At 64.5% G+C, this 21103-nt stretch carries 13 protein-coding genes and 1 riboswitch; of the genes, 6 read left to right on the top strand and 7 right to left on the bottom strand.

Annotated features, from left to right (window positions below; genetic code table 11):
- Positions 1-53: 53 nt before the first annotated feature.
- The 4 genes from E3T31_RS01415 to E3T31_RS01400 all read left to right on the top strand — a co-directional run bounded on the left by E3T31_RS01415 (position 54) and on the right by E3T31_RS01400 (position 9931).
- A complete protein-coding gene (locus E3T31_RS01415; RefSeq protein WP_241977482.1) occupies positions 54-3350 on the top strand; it encodes a LamG-like jellyroll fold domain-containing protein in 3297 nt (1098 codons plus the stop codon).
- Positions 3351-3449: 99 nt separating this feature from the next.
- Positions 3450-4397, top strand: a complete 948-nt coding sequence (locus tag E3T31_RS01410) for a glycosyltransferase family 2 protein (protein WP_241977473.1) — start codon at positions 3450-3452, stop codon at positions 4395-4397.
- Between the two features lie 116 nt (positions 4398-4513).
- Positions 4514-8794, top strand: a complete 4281-nt coding sequence (locus E3T31_RS01405; protein WP_241977471.1) for a LamG-like jellyroll fold domain-containing protein — start codon at positions 4514-4516, stop codon at positions 8792-8794.
- 60 nt (positions 8795-8854) lie between these two features.
- The gene (locus tag E3T31_RS01400; RefSeq protein WP_134467145.1) at positions 8855-9931 is read left to right on the top strand and encodes a glycosyltransferase; all 1077 of its coding nucleotides are present in this window, start codon (positions 8855-8857) and stop codon (positions 9929-9931) included.
- 25 nt (positions 9932-9956) lie between these two features.
- On the opposite strand, the gene E3T31_RS01395 is transcribed toward E3T31_RS01400, so the two are convergent.
- The 5 genes from E3T31_RS01395 to E3T31_RS01375 all read right to left on the bottom strand — a co-directional run bounded on the left by E3T31_RS01395 (position 9957) and on the right by E3T31_RS01375 (position 16140).
- Positions 9957-10961 (bottom strand): glycosyltransferase, encoded by a 1005-nt coding sequence (locus tag E3T31_RS01395; protein ID WP_166788353.1) that lies wholly within the window; start codon positions 10959-10961, stop codon positions 9957-9959.
- Entirely contained in the window at positions 10961-12418 is a 1458-nt protein-coding gene (locus tag E3T31_RS01390; RefSeq protein WP_134467143.1) for a polysaccharide biosynthesis tyrosine autokinase, read from the bottom strand. Before E3T31_RS01390 ends, E3T31_RS01395 begins: the two co-directional genes overlap by 1 nt.
- A 149-nt stretch (positions 12419-12567) precedes the next feature.
- Positions 12568-13341: a CDP-alcohol phosphatidyltransferase family protein gene (locus tag E3T31_RS01385; protein ID WP_134467142.1), complete on the bottom strand. Its 774-nt coding sequence runs from the start codon at positions 13339-13341 to the stop codon at positions 12568-12570.
- Entirely contained in the window at positions 13338-14591 is a 1254-nt protein-coding gene (locus tag E3T31_RS01380; protein ID WP_134467141.1) for a DUF1972 domain-containing protein, read from the bottom strand. The genes E3T31_RS01385 and E3T31_RS01380 overlap by 4 nt, the downstream gene beginning before the upstream one ends.
- Before the next feature lies 1 nt (position 14592).
- On the bottom strand, positions 14593-16140 hold the full coding sequence (locus E3T31_RS01375) for a sugar transferase (protein ID WP_134467140.1): 1548 nt from the start codon (positions 16138-16140) through the stop codon (positions 14593-14595).
- Positions 16141-16611: 471 nt separating this feature from the next.
- On the opposite strand from E3T31_RS01375, the gene E3T31_RS01370 reads away from it, so the two are divergent.
- Positions 16612-17661 carry a dipeptidase gene (locus E3T31_RS01370; protein ID WP_134467139.1) on the top strand — a complete coding sequence of 350 codons (1050 nt, stop codon included), beginning with the start codon at positions 16612-16614 and terminating at the stop codon, positions 17659-17661.
- A 90-nt stretch (positions 17662-17751) separates the two neighbouring features.
- Positions 17752-17815: riboswitch (guanidine-III (ykkC-III) riboswitch) on the top strand.
- Positions 17816-17826: 11 nt separating this feature from the next.
- Positions 17827-18201, top strand: a complete 375-nt coding sequence (locus E3T31_RS01365; RefSeq protein ID WP_134467138.1) for a multidrug efflux SMR transporter — start codon at positions 17827-17829, stop codon at positions 18199-18201.
- Here E3T31_RS01365 and E3T31_RS01360 read toward each other — a convergent pair.
- Positions 18198-20096, bottom strand: coding sequence for a Na+/H+ antiporter (locus E3T31_RS01360; protein WP_134467137.1), 1899 nt, complete (start codon positions 20094-20096; stop codon positions 18198-18200). The genes E3T31_RS01365 and E3T31_RS01360 overlap by 4 nt on opposite strands.
- Positions 20097-20127: 31 nt before the next feature.
- Positions 20128-21057: an aldo/keto reductase family oxidoreductase gene (locus E3T31_RS01355; RefSeq protein WP_134467136.1), complete on the bottom strand. Its 930-nt coding sequence runs from the start codon at positions 21055-21057 to the stop codon at positions 20128-20130.
- Between the last annotated feature and the right edge of the window lie 46 nt (positions 21058-21103).

Raw genomic sequence — 21103 nt, 5'->3', positions numbered from 1 at the left:
TGAATGCGACGGTCACCCGACGGCCCCGCTCCTCCTCCGAGTAAGGAAACATCGTGGGATCTCTCTACGCGTCTCGACTGAACCTCGCAGGTCTGATTTCGGTTCGTAATCGGCCAGCACGCACCGGTGTTTTCGGATTGCTGACCGCTGTCGCGGTCGTCGCCGCCGTTCTCACGGTTCCACTTCAGGCCGTAGCCGACACCGCTCCTACCGATCCGGCGACGCCGGTGACGATGGCCGCGGATTCCCTGCCCACCGCGCAGATCAACGGTGTGGTGTGGACCCAGCTGATCGTTGGCAACACAGTCTATGTGGGGGGTGAATTCACCAGAGCCCGCCCGGCCGGCTCCGGCGTTGGGGTGAATGAGGTGGTGCGCACCAACCTGCTCGCCTACAACCTGACGACCGGTGTGCTGATCCCGACGTTCAGCCCAAACCCCAACGGTGCGGTTCGAGCACTCGTCGCCTCCGCAGACGGCAGCAGAATCTATGCCGGCGGCTCGTTCACCTCCGTGAGCGGAGCCGATCGGTACCGTCTTGCGGCCTTTGACACCGGCACGGGCGCGCTCGTCGCCTCGTTTGCCCCAGTCCTGAACGCTCAGGTCAAAGCGCTCGGATTTTCGGGTGGCACGTTGTTCGCTGGCGGGGTCTTTAGCACTGCCGGTGGTCAGCCGCGCCCTCAGATTGCGTCCTTTGACGCCTCCAACGGTGCGTTGAAGGCGTGGTCAGGAACCCCGAGCGGCGGCGCCGTCAACGCCCTCACCGTCTCGCCCGATGGTGCCAAGGTCATTATCGGCGGCGCCTTCACCTCGTACAACGGCGCCAGCACCCCCGGCTACGGGATGGCGGCCCTCGACGCCGTCACCGGCGCCTCCCTGCCTTGGGCGGTCAACTCGCTGCTCCGTAACGGAGGGATCAACGGCGGTATCACGAGCCTGACCTCCTCGTCCGATGGCGTCTTCGGCACTGGATACGACTATGGAGCTGGCGCCAACTTCGAGGGCACCTTCCGCGCCAGCTGGTCGGACGGTTCGATCATCTGGATGGAAGACTGCCACGGTGACACCTACTCCGCGGCCCCGACGCAGAATGTCGTCTATACCACCGGTCACGCGCACTACTGCGGCAATATTGGCGGACCGGTCGAGACGGCGCCGCGCTCCTACCACCGCACCCTGTCGTTCACGATGGCTACCACCGGACTCATTACGCCGAACGCCGTGGGCAGCTACGACAACTTCGTCGGCAAACCTCGACCGAGCCTGTTGAGCTTTTACCCGGACATCAACACCGGCGTCTACACCGGGCAAGGGCAGGGTCCCTGGAACGTCGTGACCAACGGTCAATACCTCTTGTACGCCGGCGAGTTCACCAATGTCAACAACAAGGGGCAGCAGGGTCTGGCGCGATTCGCCAGCTCCACGACCGCGACCAATAAAGAAGGGCCCCGCTTGGCCAACGCGGCCTTCGTCGCGTCGGCTTTCGTTCCAGACCTGCAATCGCTCTCGACCGGCACGGTGCGCATTGGGTGGAAGTCGGCCTACGACCGTGACAATGAGCGACTCAAGTACGAAGTTCTGCGTGATGGAGTATCGGTCGGCACCGTATTGGGCCTATCCGTCGACTGGTCCCGACCCAGCATGGGCTGGACGGACAGTGGGCTGTCCCCCGGGCAGGCATATTCCTATCAGATCAGGGTGAGCGACCCGTTTGGCAATGTGAAGACCGGAAGTCCGGCATCCGTTACCGTGGCAAGTGCTGGGAGCTACAGCGCGTACGCATCCGCGGTTCGTGCAGACTCGCCGACGTCCTACTGGCCGCTCGGTGAAGCCAGCGGAACGACGGCCTTCGACTGGGCCGCCGCCGCCAATGCGCAAACCAACTCTGGCGTGACCAGGGGCGTCACGGGTGCCCTCAGCGGTGACGGTGGCTCTGCTTCGCGGTTCAGTGGCACTACCGCTGGGTTCGCCGCGTCCAGCGCGTTTGAAACGCCGCGCGGCGACTTCAGCGTTGAGTCCTGGGTCAAGACCACGACCAAGCGTGGCGGCAAAATAATCGGCCTCGGCAATAGCGCCACCGCCAACTCCGCCGCCTACGACCGCCACGTTTATATGGACAATACCGGCCGAATCTGGTTCGGAGTCAAGCCGGGTGTTTTACGCACGGTCAATACGACGGGGTCCTACAATGACGGACAGTGGCACCACATCGTCGCCACTGTCGGCGCAAACGGTATGTCGCTGTACATCGACGGAGTACTCGCCGCCCAACGCACCGACACGACGTCCGCCGCCCCGATTCAAGGCTACTGGCGCATTGGCGGCGACAATCTGAGAGGCTGGACCAGTCGGCCCCTGAGCGACTACATCGACGCTGACATTGATGAAGTCGCCGTGTATCCGGCCGCACTCGGGGCGGCATCCATCGCGAACCACTACGCCGTGGGCAGCTCCGGCCCTCAGGCCAACGTGCCGCCGACCGCGGCCTTTAGCTACCAGACGTCGCCGCTTGCTGTTTCGGTGGACGCATCCGCTTCGACGGATGCTGATGGCACCGTTGCCGGATACGCCTGGTCGTGGGGCGACGGGACGAATTCGGCTGGCAAGACAGCCACGCACAGCTACACCGTCGACGGCAGTTATCCGGTCTCCCTCACGGTTACCGATGACTCTGGCGCAACGGCCGTGACGACGCAGAACGTGCTCGTGCCGGCTGTCGATCCCAATCTGCCCGTGGCAACCGACGCGTTTTCCCGCGTCTTGAGCAGCGGGCTCGGCGCGGCCGATAGCGGAGGGGCGTGGACCACGACCGGATCGTCGGGGAACTACTCGGTCAGTGAAGGTGTCGGGCGGTTTAAAGCCGCGGCCGGGGCCACGGTCAACGGATATCTGTCGGGCGTGTCCGTGGCTGACAGTGACGTGAGTGTGACGATGGCACTTCAGCAGGCGGCCACCGGCTCGGGAGCGTACTCGTCGGTCATCGGCCGACGAGTTGGCACCGATGATTACCGGGCCAGGGTCAAGTTCCTGGCTACGGGTGTTGTGCAGCTGCAGCTCATGCACGGTGCGACGACCTTAACGGTGCAAAACATCGCCGGGCTGACCTACACGACAGGAACCCAGCTTCGGGTCCGGCTGCAGGTTTTCGGCACCGGGCCGACGACCATTCGGGCTAAGGTCTGGAGCGTCGGCGGCACCGAGCCGTCGGCCTGGCAGCTCAGTACGACGGATGCCACGCCCGCCATGCAGGCGTCGGGCTCGGTCGGACTGGCCCTCTACCTCGGGTCAACGGCTACCGTGACTCCGGTCACCACGGCCTTCGACGATTTCGTCGCCCTGCGCGTCAATTGACCGATGCCGGTAGAGGCCGATCATCGTGACTGATCGGAGGTAAGCAGCACCGCTGTGTGTGCAGGATTTGTGATGGCGAAATGCCAAAGAGGGGGAATCGTGACCAAAGAATATCCAGGTGGTAAGGCCAGCGTCGTGATCGCGGTCCTCACCTATTGTCGAGCCCATGACCTGGTGGAGTTGCTGCCAGAGCTCCTTGACCAGGCCGCCACGGTTTCTCGGTCGATCGAGATTCTCGTCGTGGACAACGATCCGCACGGCGGTGCACGTGACCAGGTGGCTGCGGTCGCCGCTTCGAGTAGCTCCGTGCCGGTGCGGTACGTGCATGAACCGATTCCTGGGATCGCGGCCGGTCGCAATCGGGCCTTGACGGAAGCAGATCATGCCCAAGTGTTGATCTTCATCGATGATGATGAGCGGCCCACTGCCCAGTGGCTCATGCAGCTTCTCGACACCTACGCTACTTTTCGCCCGGCCGCCGTGGTCGGTCCGGTGCTCTCGCGATACGACACGGAGCCTGAACCGTGGATTCGGGCCGGCGGCTTCTTTGAACGCCGCCGATTCGCCACGGGGACGTCGGTTTCGCTCGCCGCCACCAACAATCTGCTCCTTGACCTCGTTCAGGTGCGCCGCCTCGGCCTGCAGTTCGACGAACGGTTCGGCATCTCCGGCGGTTCGGATTCGCTGTTCACCCGGCAGCTGCATCGCCTCGGCGGGCAAATGATCTGGTGCGACGAGGCCATTGTCATCGACGTGGTCCCAGCCAGCCGGCTCACCCGAGCATGGGTGCTGCAGCGCGCTTTCCGCATGGGCAATACCTGGAGTCGAATCAATCTCGACGACACCGCGCACGGCGAGCGGATGCTCGTGCGAGCCACCATGGTCGCCCGCGGCACCGCGCGGGTACTGGGCGGCCTTGCCCGCTACCTGACCGGATTGATCATCGGACAATTGCCCCATCGGGCCCGGGGGCTGCGCACCGCCGCCCGCGGTGCCGGCATGCTGAGCGGCTCCGTGGGGTCGATTTATCACGAGTACAAGCGCTAGTCCAGCACCACTGCCCTGTATGGGGGGCATTGGTAACTGACAAAGACTCAATATACTGCGAACTAGTGCGGTGGCTACTCGAAGGCTACGGTCCAAACCCTAAGTGAGGCCTTCTGGTGGCTGCTCCTCTGCTCATCCCTTCGCGCCGTCTTGTCGCTCCAGTGCCCAGCGGAACCCCGCGCCTGGCCCCCCTGGCACGGGCAGGCTGGCTCGCTCTGGCGACGGCGGTCGCCGTAATGGCCGGAGTTCTGAGCGTCCCAGCGGTGGCGCTGGCGGATTCCGCACCGGTCGATGTCGGCACTCCGGCCACGGTCGCCGCGGATTCGCTGCCGACGACACAGATCAACGGTGTCGTTTGGACTCAGCTGATCGTGGGGAACACGGTGTACGTGGGAGGTAAATTCACCAGGGCTCGCCCGGCCGGCTCGGCCCGAGGTACCAACGAGGTGGTGCGCAACAACCTGCTCGCCTACAACCTCACCACCGGACAACTCATTTCCTCGTTCAGCCCCAACGTCAACGGAGCCGTTCGTGCTCTGGTCGCCTCGACCGACGGTACCCGGGTCTACGCTGGCGGGTCCTTCACCAAGGTCGGTTCGGACACTCGGTACCGCCTGGCGGCCTTTAACACCGGTACGGGCGCCCTGGTCTCCACCTGGAAGCCGGTCGTGAACGCCTCTGTGAAGGCGCTGGGATTCTTCGGCGACACGGTCTATGCCGGAGGAACCTTTTCCACCGCCGGGGGACAGGCTCGCACCATGACGGCCTCATTCGCTGCGTCCAACGGTGCACTCGGCACCTGGACCGGTACGCCGGCCGGCGGTGGGGTCAATGCACTGACCATCTCGCCTGACGGGGGCCGAGTCGTCATCGGCGGCGCGTTCACCTCGTACAACGGCAGCTCCAACCCCGGCTATGGCATGGCAGCAACGGATGCCGCCACCGGCGCGTCCCTTCCATGGAAGATCAACTCGATCATTCGTAACGGCGGCAAGGACGCCGCCATCTTGAGCCTGACCTCGTCGGATCAGGGCGTGATCGGAACCGGTTATGTCTTCGGAACCGGCGGAACTCTCGAGGGTGCGTTTCGCGCCAGCTGGGACGAGGGCGCGCTGATCTGGGTCGAGGACTGCCACGGCGATACCTACTCTGCCGTGCCAGTGGGCGACGTCGTCTACACCACCTCGCACGCTCACTTTTGTGGCAACATTGCCGGCCCGCCGCAGACCGACCCGTGGACCTTCCACCGCACCCTGACGTTCACATCGGAGGCGAAGGGAATCATCACCAGAAACCGGACAGGCGGCTCGTATTACAACTTTGAGGGAACGCCCCGGCCCGACCTGCTGACCTTCTACCCGGATATCAATTCGGGCACGTACACCGGTCAGGGGCAGGGACCATGGAACATCACCGCGAATGAGGACTTCCTGCTCTATGGCGGCGAGTTCACGATCGTCAACAACAAAGGGCAGCAGGGGCTCGCGCGGTTCGCGGCGCGGACCATCGCCCCGAATAAAGAAGGCCCGCGGGTCACAAATACCTCCTTCGTGGCCGCAGACTTCGTGCCGTCCGTCGCGTCCTTCGTGCCGGGAGGCACCCGGCTGAGCTGGATGAGCGCCTACGACCGTGACAACGAAAACCTCAGCTACGAAGTGCTCCGGGACGGTGTGAGCGTCGCGACCATCCTGGCCGACTCCACCGATTGGGACCGGCCGATGCTCAGTTGGAGCGACACCGGGCTGACATCGGGACAAAGCTACGACTATCGCATCCGCGTGACCGACCCATTCGGCAACAGTCGCACCGGTGCCGTGGCCTCGGTCACGGTTGCCGAGGGCGCGGGGCTGAGTGACTACGCGGCATCCGTTTTGGGTGACTCGCCGCGGTCTTACTGGCCACTGGGTGAGCCGGAGGGCACAACGGCCTTCGACTGGACCGGCGGAGCCGACCTGGCAGTGCGGTCGGGCGTGACCAGAGATGTCGCAGGCGCCATAGCTGAGCAGGCCGCCTCTCGCTTTGACGGAACGGCAAATGGGCTGGCCTCGACCGCAACTGCGGAAGAACCGTCGAACAACTTCAGCGTCGAGGCGTGGGTGAAAACCACAACCACCCGAGGCGGTAAAATCGTTGGATTTGGTGATAAGGCCACCGGCAGCTCGGCCGGGTACGACCGCCACGTCTATATGGACAACGGCGGCAAGATCTGGTTCGGCGCCTACCCCAGCGCGCTTCGCACCATTAATACGAGTGACAGCTATAACGATGGGCAATGGCATCACATTGTGGCCAGCCTCAGCCCGGCGGGCATGACGCTGTACATCGACGGCACGCGCGCGGCCCATCGCTCCGACGTGACGACCGGCCAGGTCTACCAGGGATTCTGGCGAATCGGCGGAGATACCCTCAGCAGCTGGACCAGCCAGCCGACGAGCGGGTACATTGCGGCCGATATCGACGAGGTCGCGCTGTACAGCGGCCCGCTGAGCCGTCAGCAGGTGCTCGACCACTACGTCGCATCCGGCCGCACCTCACCGGTACCGGCCGCCCCCGCCGATGCCTACGGTGCCGCCGTGTACGGTGCCGAACCCGACCTGTACTGGCGGCTCGGCGAAGCTGCCGGAACGAGCGCCCTCGATGCTGGCCTGTTGGGCAATTCCGGAACGTACTCCGGAGCCGTCACGAAGGGTGCGGATGCACTGATCGCCGGGGCGAGCAGTACCGCTGCCACCTTCAACGGCGGAACGGTCAGCAGCGACACGCAATTCGTGAATCCGACGACGTACTCGCTCGAGGCCTGGTTCAACACGACCACGACGCAGGGCGGAAAAATCATCGGCTTCGGCAACCGCCAGACCGGGCTGTCGACCAACTATGACCGTCACGTCTACCTGCAGGATGATGGGCGTCTCGTCTTCGGAACCTGGACCGGCAAAGCAAACACGGTCACCTCAGCCGCGTCCTACAACGATGGTGTGAGTCACCACGTGGTCGCCGTGCAGTCTCCCGCCGGCATGCAGCTCTACGTCGACGGCGCACTGGTGGGCACGAATCCGCAACCGGCGGCGCAGGCCTACTCGGGATACTGGCGCATTGGCAGCGACCCCACCTGGGGCTCGAGCAGCCCGGCGCTCGCTGGTACCCTCGACGAGGTTGCGGTTTATTCCACCGCCCTGGCGCCAGGGGTCATCGGCCAGCACTTCACGCTCGGATCGGGAGGAAGCACGGCCAACCTGCCACCGACAGCAGCCTTCGTCTCCTCGGTCGACGACCTGGCCCTGCAGGTTGACGCGGCGTCGTCGTCGGATTCCGACGGACAGATTGCGAGCTATGCGTGGACGTTCGGCGATGGCGCCACCGGCACCGCCGTCCAGGCGAGCCACACGTATGCCGAGTCGGGAATATACGAGGTTACCTTGACCGTGACCGACGATGCCGGGGCCACCTCGGCCGTCACCGAGTCGGTCACGGTCACCGCCGCCCCGCCGCCAGCCCCGGAGAATGCGCCTCCGGTTGCGGCCTTCACGGCGACGGCCACCGATCTTGCGGTCGCTGTCGACGGCGTCGGTTCGACTGACGCGGACGGCACGATCGCGGGCTACACCTGGGCCTGGGGAGACGGCGCGACCGAATCTGCCGCCGTGGCAACGGCAACCCACGGCTACGCGGGAGCTGGTACCTATGAAATCGTGCTCACGGTCACCGACGATGCCGGTGCAACGTCGAGCGCTTCCCGCAGCGTTGTGGTCACCGACCCGGGGCCAGCGCCGGCGACGGCGTTCGCAGCGGATGCCTTCAGCCGAGCCATGAGCACCGGCTTCGGCGCAGCGGACCTCGGCGGGTCATGGACCACGACCGGATCCGCAGCAAACTACTCGGTTGGTGACGGCGTGGCCACACTCCGTGCCGTGCCAGGCAGGATGCTCAACGGCTATTTGAGCACGGTGTCATCCACTGAAACCGATCTGACCGTGACAACGGGCGTGCAGCAGGCAGTGACTGGCGGCGGCGTCTACCTCACGGCGATCGGGCGTCGGGTGGGTACCAACGACTATCGGGCACGCGTCAAATTGTTGGCCTCCGGGGCGGTGCAGGTGCAACTCTTGCGTTATGAGACGAGCCTCAAGTCCTTCACCATCCCCGGCCTCAGCTACGCGGCGGGGGATCAGCTGCAGCTGCGGGTGCAGGTCACCGGCACCGTACCGACCACGCTCAAGGCGATGGCGTGGAAGCTCGGTGAGCCTGCCCCTGATATCTGGCAGGTCAGTGCTACGGATTCAACGGCCGCCCTGCAGCAGGCCGGTTCGATCGGGGTGGCGTTCTACGTCAGTGGCTCGGCCACCGTGAGCCCGATGACGGCGACCTTCGATGACCTGATCGCTGTGACGCCCCAGTAATTTGTCCAGGCAAGGCGCTATTTCGATGACAGGCACTGAGCAGGAAAGGGACCGCGCAGAATGCGGATCATAACCACACGGGCGAGGCTGTACCGAACCCTGCGCAGCGCTTATCTTGAGCGTGCCCATGTGTTGCCGGAGGCGACCATTCTCTATCGGGCGAAACGATACGACTTTCACGAATCCCTGGTGGAGGGGCTCACCGTCGTGCAGGCCGGTCCGGTGCGCGCCGCCTGGCTACTGGCCCGGTCGAAGGTGACCACCCTCGAAATCAACGAACCGCTTATGCTCTCAAGCGTGTGGGGCAGTGCGCTGGCCATCAGCGGCCTGCGAGCGCGGTCGCTGCTCGGTGGCCCGCGCGCGACGATCGTCAGCTACGCCATGGAAAACTCAAATCCTCTGGTCCGCCCGGTCGGCGAGGAGGGTCGACTGCGGCGCTTCGCCAACAGCCGCCTGTCGCGGTTTGTCTGGCGGCACACCGATCGCATCGCCTTCGGCACGGATGCCGCGAGAATTACCTACGGCAGCGCCCTGCGTCGGCCGTCGGCCGGAACCACGAGCACCGTCATCCCGGCTTTGCCCGCCCCGTGTGCCTGCCCGGTCGATTCCGGCCCTGGCGAGCCGCGCGTTGTTTTTCTCGGAGCCCTCGTGGCCCGGAAGGGTTTTCCTGAACTGCTTGCGGCCTGGCCGAGCGTCACCGCTCTCATTCCCGCAGCGCGGCTGACCATCATCGGCAAGGGGGCACTCGAAGACCGGGCCCGTCAAGCGGCCGAGCAGGACCCGACGATAGAGGTCATCATCGACCCGCCGCGCAGTGAAATTCATGCTCACCTGCGGCGCGGGACAGTGCTCGCCCTGCCGTCTCAGCCAACGGCAACGTGGCGCGAGCAAATTGGCCTGCCCATAGTTGAGGGCCTGGCCCACGGGTGCAATATCGTCACAACTTCGGAGACCGGCCTCGCGGACTGGCTCACCGAGCACGGCCACGACGTCGTCGCCCCCGGGGCCGGGGTTCCGGCCCTGGCGAACGCGGTCATGCACGCCCTGCAGAAGCGGGTAGGAACTGGCGCGGCCGACCTGCCGGCGGTCGACGGGCGCCTGGCCGCCGACGCCTGGATGTTCGTCGGGGCGCGCTAGAAAAGCCAGCTCGGTGGATGGGCGCTCAGCGCGCTCGAACGGCGCGCACCGCGCACTCGTACGCCTCCAGGTGCCCGGCCACGCCGGTCTCCCAGGTGCGGGCCGAGAGATCGGGACGAGCCGTGTGGCGCGAGAACCGAGCGGCGGCGAGCGCGTCGGTGAGGTCCCCGGGCGAGAGTGTGTCGGGGTAGGTCAACACCCAGTCGCCGCCCACCTCGTTCGCCAGCGCCTCGGTGACAGCGTTCCGCGGCACCAAAACGGGGCGGCCGAGAGACAAGGCCAACAGTGCGGCGCCAGAATTGTGCATCTCCAGGTACGGGAGGACGACCAGCTCGGCCTCGCCGATCTCGTGGGCGAGCGCCTCGTCGCTCGCGTAGCCCAGGCTGAATTCGATGCGTGGGTCTCCGGCCGCCAGAGCTCCCAGCGTTCGGGCCAGCTCTGGCGTGTGGGGCTGACCGACGATCCGCAGCGTTGCGGACGATTCCGCAGTATCCGCTATCGCCGTGAAGCACTCGATCAGTGTGTCGATGCCCTTATAGGGGCGAATCAGGCCGAAATAGAGCAGGCGACCGGGAACTGTCGAGGGGCAGGTCTGACCGGCATGCCACTCGCGGTAATCGCCGTGTGCAATCGTGCGTTCGAGCGCGCCCGCCGGAAGCGGAGTGAACGCGTTGAGCCGGATCCACAGGGTGGTTTGGCGGTCGAACGCTTGCAGCAGGCGCCGCTCGGTCGGTGACTTCTCTTCGTGGCTGCGCAGGTTGTGCAGCGTACGAACCACGGCCGTGTGGCGGAGACGCAGTCGCGTCAGCAGAAGTGCGAACAGCAGGCGCCGAGCCAGAGCTCGCGCCGGGGTGCGCCCCTGCAGCAGAATCTCCGGCCAGTGCACATGGAACACGTCGTATGGTGCCGTCAACGCACGCCACCAGGAGAATCCGTCAACCTTCACGTGCTCCCGCAGCCCCCGGTCGAGTTGAACGAGGTAGGGGTTGGTCGTGGCGCGGCCCTCCGGAAACGACTGGAGGACGCGCACTACTTGGTCCGCGCCGATTCCGAGTCTCGGCGGCCGGAGTCATCGAACGCGGCTTTGGGCGCTCGGGTGGCCGTGACCCGGTTGATCGGTCCGGTCATTGGTGCAGACACTCCCTTCACGGGTGCGAGCGGTCCGTAGTAGACCTCGGCGCGATGTTCGCGCACCTGGTTCAGTACAATACCGAGAATGCGCGCGTTGACCGCTTCGAGGGACTCGAGGGTGGTCGTGAGCTGCTGACGGGTGGTCGTTTTGTAGCGAGCCACAACGATGGCGCCGTCGGTGAGGTGGGACAGCCCGAGGGCGTCGGTCGCCGGAAGCAGTGGAGGGGAGTCGACGACGATGAAGTCATAGTCTTCGAGCAGGCGCTTCATCAGCGTTTTCATCGCGGCCGAACCGAGCAGTCGCCCGGGGTTAGGCGGGACGGCGCCGGACGGCAGTACATCGAGCCCATCGGACCAGCGCACGATGGCATCTTCGGGTCCGACGTCGCCGAGCAAAATTGTGGTGAGGCCGACGTCGCCCTCGAGGTCACACAGCTCGGCGATAGACGGGCGTCGCAGGTCGGCGTCGATCAGTAGCACCTTCGCGGAGCGCTCGGCCATGGCCAGCGCAAGGTTGATCGCGGTCGTGGATTTTCCGTCGCGAGCGACGGCGGAGGTGACGACTGTACTGCGCGGCGGGCTGTCAACGTCGATGAATTCGAGATTGGCGCGCACCCGGCGGTAGGCCTCGGCCAGCGCGCTGTGGGGCATGACCCGCATGGCCAGGCCCGCGGGGTCGGAGCGCCGCTTACGCCCGACCATGCCGAGCAGCGGGTCCGATGAAACCCGGTCGAGGTCCTTCTGCGTGCTCACCCGGGTATCGAGAACCTCCCGGGCCAGGGCGTAGAGCACGCCGACCATGAGGCCGAGCAGCAGGCCGGTGAGCACGATGAGCCTGGTATTGGGCGAAAACGGTGCACCGGGGAGTTGCGCGGGCGACACGGTCTTCACCGAGATCGACGGCAAATTGTCGGGGCCCTTGGGTGCCAGGCTCTCCACCGTCGTGGCGAGCGACAGTGAAACGGCGTCGGCCAGCTCGACGGCCTGCTCCGCTGACGTGCTGGTGGAGGTGATATTGATGAATACGGTATTGAGCGGCGTGACGGCGGAAACCTGGGCGGCGAGGCTCTGGGTGGTCGTATCCAGTCCCAATCGGGTGATCACCGGGCCGAGAACGGTCGGCGTCGTCGCGAGCTGCGCATAGGACTGTACGAGATTCTGCGTGAAGGTGGAGGTCTGCAGGAGTTCGCTGGTGGTCTCACCGCGATCGCTCGTGACGAAAACACTGTTGGTGGCCTGGAACTGCGGGGGCAGGCTCGCCGCATACCCCCACGCTGCCGCACCGCCGAGCAGCCCGACAATAAGGATGATCAGCCATCGCCTCGTGATGGTCCTCAAATAGTCGATCGGTTCCACAGTATTCTCCGTTCAGTTGCGCCCACACTACAATCAAGATGATCAAAACTCACATTCATCAGGCCGCAGCACATCCCCCAGTAGGAGGGACGTCGCCGGATAGTTCAGGGGCGCTGGAATACTCGGCCCAGATACAAGCGGATGCCCAGCTATGGCTGGGTCGCTCCGACGCCGCCCAGCGCGGTCATGTCCCGAAACCACTTGGCCAAAGCGAGCGCCAGATACAGTGCGTTAGCGACAAAGAGCACGGCGTACACCCCGAAGAACAGCGGGGGAGCGCCGAGCAGCACAAACGCGAGGCAGAGCACACCGTAATCGGTCGGCACCCCCAGGAGCGAGCGCAGCACCGTGCGGCGAGCGGTCGATGGCGGGGCCAGGGGAGCATGCTTGGCCTTGAGCAGGTCGTTCAGGATCATCGCGAAGAACGATACGGCCGCCACCGCGGTGAACCCGATCGGAACCAGCAGCAAGGCCGGATCAGTGAGGGCAAAATGCGTGAACGCGGTGATCAGCACGGCCAGGTGGAGCGTGGAGATCTTGATGGCGTCGATGACATGGTCAAGCCATTCGCCGGAGGCTGAGCCACCACCACGCAATCGTGCGACCTGGCCATCGGCCGAGTCGAAGGCGTAGCCGACGGCCAGCAGCAGCCACACGGTGATGCCGAGCAGCCAGCTCGGCTCGCCGATCGCGAGCAGCCCGATGGCGCAGAACGTGAAGCCGGCGCTGATCGCCGTCACGTTATTGGGGCTGAGCCCCATCCGATAGGCGCCGGCCGCGATGTAACGGCCGACTCGTCGGTTCACGTAGACCGAGTAGGCCGGCGCACCGCGGGTGGCGGTTTTCTGGGCGGAGGACAACCGGCGCACGGTGTCGAAATAGCCTTCCGTTGGCTGCGCGGTCGGGGCTGGCGTGCTGGTCATAGTGTGATTCCCCTGGACGGTGCGGTTGACGGTTGCCGGCTCATGGTCTCGGGCAGGCTCCAGGTTGACTCCTCGGCACGGCCGCTGCTCTGATGGTGCGTACTGTAGCCGGCGGCCACACGGCGGGCAAGGCCCTCGTAGCTCGCCGTGACACTGTCCCAGTTGTATAACTTCGCCGCCCGCTCCTGCAGCGCGGTTCCGACCTCGGCGGTGCGATCGGGGCTGAGCTCGGAGTCTTCGATCAGGGCGCCGAGCGAGTCCGCCCGGCTGAAGTAGGCACCGTGGGTGCCGAGCACCTCCCGGTTGAAGACGACATCCCAGGCGATGACCTTGGTGCCGGCGCCCATCGCCCGCAGCAGCGAGGGGTTGGTTCCGCCGACGGAATGGCCGTGTAGGTAGGTGTGCGCGTGCGCGTACAGCTGGTCGAGCTGGCCCTGGTCCCAGACGCTTCCGATCATGCGGATACGCGAATCGGAGGCGGCCAGGTCGGCAATGCGATTGATGTGATCGACCGCGTACGGTGCAGAGCCGACCACCACGAGCGGAAGTAGGGCGCCGCTGGCCCGGTAGCCTTCGACGATCACATCGACATGGTTCTCCGGCTCGAACCGAGCGACGACGAGGTGGTAGCCGCCGGGGCGGAGGCCGAGTTCGGCGAGCCGATCGCACGGGGTGTCCGTAAGAATCTTGGTGCCGTAAGAGATCAGCTCGGTGGGCACCTCGAACTCATCATGGTAGTAGTCGACGATTCCCTGCGCGTCGGCGATCAGGGCATCCGCTTCACGAACAGCTACCTCTTCGGCCCACCGATAGTAGCGGCGGCCGGTTGGGCCCCACTTGTCGCGCTTCCACTCGAGTCCGTCCACGTGCACAACGCTGGGAATTCCGCGCAGGCGCAACAGCGGGACGAACGGTGCATTGGCGGCGTTGAAGACGAACGCGACATCGGGGCGGCGATGGGTGGTCGCGTGCAGCATCGAGAGCCCGGTGTGGCTGAGGGTTTCGAGAATCTTGTGCCGCAGGGCTGGCAGCTCAACCAGCGTCATGCCGAGATATTCTTTCGGTGCCGGCTCCACCGTGTGGCGGCAGTAGACGGTTACGTCGTGGCCGCGGTCGACCATTCGCCGGCCGATCTCCTCGACGGCCGTTTCAAAACCACCGTAGGTGGCGGGTACTCCGCGGGTGCCGATCATTGCGATGTGCAGGCGTCGTTGGCTGGTGGGCGCAGTGAGTTCGGTCCCCGCGGTCATGTCAATACGCCCCTACTGGTTGGATGACGGTCTTGAAGGTGCGCCAGATGATCATCAGATCGCCGGCCAGCGACCAGTTCTCGACGTAGTACAGGTCGAGCCGTACGCTGTCTTCCCAACTCAGGTTGGAACGTCCGTTGACCTGCCACATGCCGGTGAGACCGGGCTTGATATAAAGGCGTCGGTGCACGTGGGTCTCGTAGCCCTGCACTTCCTCCGGAAGCGGCGGACGGGGGCCGACCAGACTCATTTCACCCACAAAGATGTTCCAGAGCTGGGGCAGTTCGTCGAGCGAGTACTTGCGCAGCACCCGGCCGATCTTGGTGATGCGTGGGTCATTGCGAATCTTGAACAGCACCCCGGCGGCCTCGTTCTGGTCGAGGAGGCCAGCCAGGTCGTCTTCGGCCGTCTCCACCATGGAACGGAACTTGATCATGCGGAAGGTCTGGCCATTGCGGCCGCAACGCTCCTGGCGAAACAGCACCGGGCCGGGGCTGTCGATCTTGATCAGCACAGCGATCACGGCCAGGACGGGCAGCAGGAACACGATGGCGAGTCCGGTCGTCACGATGTCCAGGGTGCGTTTGAGGGCATGACGCCCCCCTTCGAACCGGGGGATTTCGACGTGGATCAGCGGGAGGCCGTCAACGGGACGGAAGTGGATGCGGGGACCAGCGACATCCGTTAGCCGGCTGGAGAGAACGAGCTCGGCCGACGTGCCCTCGAGGTCCCAGCCGAGGTTGCGGATGTAGGAGCTGCCACCGCTGGGCTGTCCGGCCACGATGACCGTGTCGACGCCCATGGCCGATGCGGCCGCGGCGACATGTTCGAGATCGGACACGATCGGCACCATGCGGTCGCCAGCGGCTATCTCAGCGCTGTCGCTCTCTTCGAGTGCGGCCCCGACGATGTAGTACGCGGCGCCGGACTTGGTGTCGATCTGGCTGACGACATACTCAACGTCCTCCCGGTTTCCCACCACGATGACCCGGGCGAGATAGTGGCCGAACGCGCGCTGGTGCAGCAGCCATTTGCGCCACAACCACCGTTCGAATACCAGGGCGATGACGCCGAGGGGCAGCGCGAGAATGAAAAAGAGGCGTGCGATGTCAACCTGCAAGATGAGAAAGGCGATGGCGAGCATGCCGAAGGTCACGGCGCTCGCATTCACCACCTGTTTGTACTCGTGCGCTCCCACACCCACCACGCGCGAATCGCGGGTATGGAACAGCTCGAGAGCGACGAGCCAGGTCACCACGATCAGCAGGGACACCAGCCAATAATTGGCGCTGAACGATCCGGGAACGGCCGGAATACCGCGCACACCGAACCGAAAGACCAGGGCAACAGCCACGGCCAACACGATGACGGTGACATCGGTCAGTCGCAGCTTCGTGCGGTACCGGCGCGCCCAGATGAGTCCCGACGACGGGGTGTCGAGCGCGATGTCGCGGGTGGCTGACGCGGCCTGGTCGACGAGACGGAGCTTCGGCGTGCGAGAAAGGGAATCGCCTACCGGGAGTGGCGCGGGGGAGTCGGGTTCACTCATGCGTGCTTCCCGGTGTGATCGAACGCCAGGGCGCGGCCAGATAGGGGCAATCGGGTGCGCTCGGCACCGGCCTGACGCAGGCTGCGCTGACGGTGGAGTGACGGGTCGGGGTGTGTGTCACGTTGCATTCCCTGCAGTCGGGTTTACAGGAACAGGTGGTTTTAGTGACAAGGTGACGATGCTGGCACTTGTCTCTCGGTGGAGCGCGGCAGTGAAGCTGATTCTTTCTCAGCAACTTACTGGCAGAGACTACCCCGATTCAAGTCGGCCGCGCTGTAACCTCAACTGGGGGCAGATTACCCGTGCCGGGTGGGGCAGTGCGTGACGGGTCATGTTTGTGTCGCCACGAACGGCTCGGAGTCTCATCAACGTGCGGTATTGCGGCACACTGGGGCGTTATCGGCGGCCGCGCACCCGCACGGCGCGGGTCGTAGGCTGATCGGAGCCAACGCATTGCCGGGGAGAATTCACATGACCGAAAGATTTACGAGATTTCCTGTCATTGACGGGCACAACGATCTTGCCTGGGCCTGCCGCGCGCATCGTGACTATTCCGTCAGCGGACTCGATTCCGAGCAGGATTCCGGGCGCAGCGCGCTTCAAACGGATGTCCCCAAGTTGCGTCGCGGGGGCGTACACGGCCAGTTCTGGTCGGTTTGGGTGCACACCGATCTGGAGGGGACGGATTCGGTCCAGGCAACCCTCGAGCAGATCGACTTCATTCACCGCCTGATTGCCGCGTATCCCGACGACTTCGAGTGGGCCGTCACGGCCGACGACGTCGAGCGCGCCCAGCTGAATGGAAGAATCGCGTCGCTGCTGGGCGTTGAAGGCGGCAATCAGATCAACAACTCGCTCGCCGTGCTGCGCGAATACGCCCGCCTGGGTGTGCGGTATATGACGCTGACCTGGAATTCCTCTACCGACTGGGCTGACGCAGCAGTGGGCGATGTGACCCACGACGGAATGAATGATCGAGGTAGAGCAGTCATCGCGGAGATGAACCGCATCGGCATGATGATCGACCTCTCGCACGTCTCGGCCGCGACCATGCAGGACGCGCTCGACGCGACCGAGCTGCCGCTCATCTTCAGCCACTCGTCGTGCTTTGCCCTCAACCCCCACCCGCGGAACGTGCCGGATCAGATTCTCACCCAGCTCAAGGCCAACAATGGTGTGCAGATGATCACCTTCGTGCCCGCGTTCATCTCGGCCGACTACCGACGCTGGGAAGACGAGGGCTCGGCGGGGGACAAGCCGCTCGTGACGGTCGCGCACGTTGCAGACCATGTTGAGCATGCCCGGAGTGTGGCCGGCGTCGACCACATCGGACTCGGCGGCGACTTCGACGGCTGCCCCGACATGCCCGTTGGTCTGGCCGACGTCTCGGAGTACCCGAACCTGTTCGCCGAGCTGTCGCGTCGCGGTTGGAGCGACGCCGACCTGGCCAAGCTCGGCTACCAGAACGTGCTGCGCGTGCTGCGCGCGAACGACCCCGCCTATCGCGCGTTTATCGCGTAGCGGCTGGTGCGGGTGAACGGCTGCTGCGGCATCCGCTTGTTTCGCGCGGCTCTGCACAGGCGTTGCCCAGTGGGTCTGCCTATGGTCGAGGGAGGTCGCGAAACGCGGCCCCGGACGACGGATCAGTACCCGGCACAAGACAAGACTGGCCGAGGAGTAGCAGTCATGTCGTGGATCGTACTCATTGCGTCCGGAGTGCTGGAAGCTGTCTGGGCGACGGCGCTCGGCAAGTCCGAGGGCTTCAGCAAATTGTGGCCGACCATTATCTTCGGCGGTGCGCTCGCACTCAGCATGGGCGGTCTGGCCTGGGCGATGCGGGAGATTCCGATCGGAACGGCCTACGCCGTCTGGGTCGGCATCGGCGCGGCCCTCACCGTGGCCTGGGCCATGATCAGCGGCGATGCGAGTGTGTCGTGGCTGAAGATCGCGCTGCTGCTCGGCCTGATCGGCTGCATCGTCGGCCTCAAACTCGTCGACACCCCGCCCAAAGCTGCAGCTCTCGGGAACGGTTCCTACAACGAGTCGACGAGCACGCGCTAGCCGAGGAGTTCGTCAACGTAACACCAGCGCCATGATTCCCGCGGCTCGGCGCTGCACATGATGGCGTGGCCGGACTGTTGGAAATGCTTGGTCGCGTGCTGACCCACGGATGAATCGCAGCACCCCACGTTTCCGCACAGCAGGCACATTCGAAGATGCACCGGGCTGGTGCCCTCGCGCACACAGTCGCCGCACTCCGGGTCCTGCGGCACTGGATGTTCACCGACGGCCCGTAAATGCTCGCAGCCGCCCGCTCCCAGCGGGACTCCAGCGCTGTCGGGCCGGGTCGCGGGTTGGGTCTCGGCGCGTAAGTCGACACCGATGTCTTCGGACGAGGAATCCAACATGGATTCCTCGACATCGAGCATCTCAAGCACTTCACCGATCACCTCGTGGGCGTACTCGCCGGTACGGCGCAGTTTTAGGACTTTGGCCCGCTCCGCGTCGAGCATGAGCAGCCGTAACTGGACGTAGCGCTTGCTGGGAGTGCGGTCTGCGAGCTCCGAACGTCCAAGGCGCTCCCATGCCGCCCGGTTGCGTTCCTGCGTGCGGCGTTCGAGCATTTCGAGCACCTCCGGAGGATCGTCGGGCCGGCCGTGCCGGCGCAGGTTTTCGATCCCGGCGGCGGTGGCCTGATCCATCAGAGCGGCCTGGCTGAGCGCATCCGCTTTCGTATCTGGTCCGCGTACACCCAGGATGCGTACCAGCCACGGCAGGCTGAGGCCCTGCACAACAAGCGTTCCGGCCACCACTCCCAAGGCCGCGAGAACAAGGACGGGACGGTGTGCCACGTCTTCTGGGAGGGCGAAGACTGCAGCCAGGGTGACCACGCCGCGCATACCCGCCCAAGACACGATGGTGGGCAACTGCCAGGGTGGTGCGGGGTCAGCCGCGCGAATTTTGGGTATCAGCCGAGGCAGATAAATTGCCGGGAACACCCACACCGGGCGCAACAGGAGAACCGCGACGAATACGACAATACAGGTGCCCCAGATGCGCGCGGCGCCAAGCGAATCGCCGGAGGTCGCCTCAATAATTGTGCGCACCTGTAACCCGATCAGCAGAAAGACGGAGTTCTCGAGCAAAAACTGGACGGTGGCCCAGTTGCTGCGCTGACTCAATCGGGAGGCGCCGCCGGGCATCGCTGGCGACTTGGTGCCGATCACGAGGCCGGCCACGACGACAGCCAACACGCCCGATGCGTTGATTTCCTCCGCCGGGATATAGGCCACGAACGGGGCCGCGAGAGACATGGACGTGTTTATGGCGACGTTACGCACACGTTTTCGGATCTGCAACAGGAGCCACGCCGCGATCAGCCCGATCACGATACCTCCACCGGCGGCCAAAGCGATGTCAGACGCCACCTGCCAGACGGTGACGCTGCCGCCAATAGCAACGATCGCCGTGCGAAGAAGCACCAGTGCGGTCGCATCGTTGACCAGCGACTCGCCCTCCAAAAGACTCACTACCCGGCGCGGTAGCCCAACGCGACGGGCAATCGTGGTCGCCGCTACAGCGTCCGGCGGAGCCACCACCGCGCCCAGGGCGAACGCCGCAGCCAGCGGAATCTCCGGGATCAGCCACCAGACGATGAGGCCGATGGCTACGGTTCCGAAAATGACGTAGCCGACCGACAGTAGTGCGATAGAACGCAGGTTTGTGCGGAACTCGACCAGGGAGGTACGAATGGCGGCCGCGTAGAGCAATGGAGGCAGGATGCCCACCAATACCAGTTCCGGATCCAGCTTGATCGCTGGAATGAACGGCAGGTACGAGCCGATCACTCCAACGACCACCAGCAGCAGTGGAACGGACAGGTTCAGGCGCCTCGCGAGAGCACTGGCCGCGCAGACGACGGCGACGAGAGTGAGAAGACCGAGTGCGACATTCATTTTTTTACCGCCAAGAGTTGCAGGGGACTGACTACGGCAAGATATGTCCAGCGGCAGTGAAGAGTCGATACCAATCTCCCCTGGTGAGGGTGATATCAGACCCCGCGGCCGAATCGACGAGGTGCCGAACGCTGGTCGTTCCGAGCACGACCTGCATATGGGCAGGATGCCGCGTGATCCAGGCCACGGCGATGGCAGCCGGGGGAGCATCATAGGTTCGCGCGAGGTCGTCGATGACCTCGTTCAATGCGGCGTAGTTCTCGCGATCGTTCAGAAAAATGCCGTCGAAGAAACCCTTCTGAAAAGGCGACCAGGCCTGGAGCGTAATGTTGTTGAGTCGGCAGTAGTCGAGGATGCCGTTGTCCCGGTCGATGGACTGGTCCAGGCCGGCCATGTTGGCCGAAACACCGGCGGCGATTAGCGGCGCATGCGTAAGGCTCAATTGCACCTGATTGACGATGAGCGGTTGCACCACCGAATGCTTCAGCAACTCAACCTGTCCCGGAGTGTGATTGGAGACGCCGAAATTGAGCACTTTTCCCGCATCGTGCAGAATCTTGAAGGCTTCGGCGACCTCATCGGGTTCCATGAGCGCGTCGGGACGGTGTAGCAGCAGCAGGTCGAGGTAATCGGTCTTCAACGCCGCGAGTGATTCGTCGACGGACCGTAGGATGTGCTCCTTGGAGAAGTCCCAGAAGCCCGATCGAATGCCGACCTTGGACTGGATGGCGACGCTTGCCCGTTCCTCGGCGGAAAACGTGATGGCGTCGCCGAAACGCCGCTCGCATTCGTGGGGCTCGCCGCCATACACGTCGGCGTGATCGAAGAAATTTATGCCGGCGTCTCGGGCGGCTCCAACCAAGGATCGGATCTCCTGGTCGGCGAGGGGAACAATTCGCATCAGCCCGAGAACGATGTCGGAGACCGGGAAGTGTGTATTCGGTAATGTCATTGTCCTCATGTACCCATTTTGGATGCAGACGGACACGAACCGGCGTTCAGCGGCC

The sequence above is a fragment of the Cryobacterium sp. TMS1-13-1 genome (assembly GCF_004403125.1).
In the GTDB taxonomy this organism is placed as follows: Bacteria; Actinomycetota; Actinomycetes; order Actinomycetales; family Microbacteriaceae; genus Cryobacterium; species Cryobacterium levicorallinum.
The sequence above is the reverse complement of the archived record's forward strand: the minus strand, read 5'-3'. Positions and strand labels throughout refer to the sequence as shown.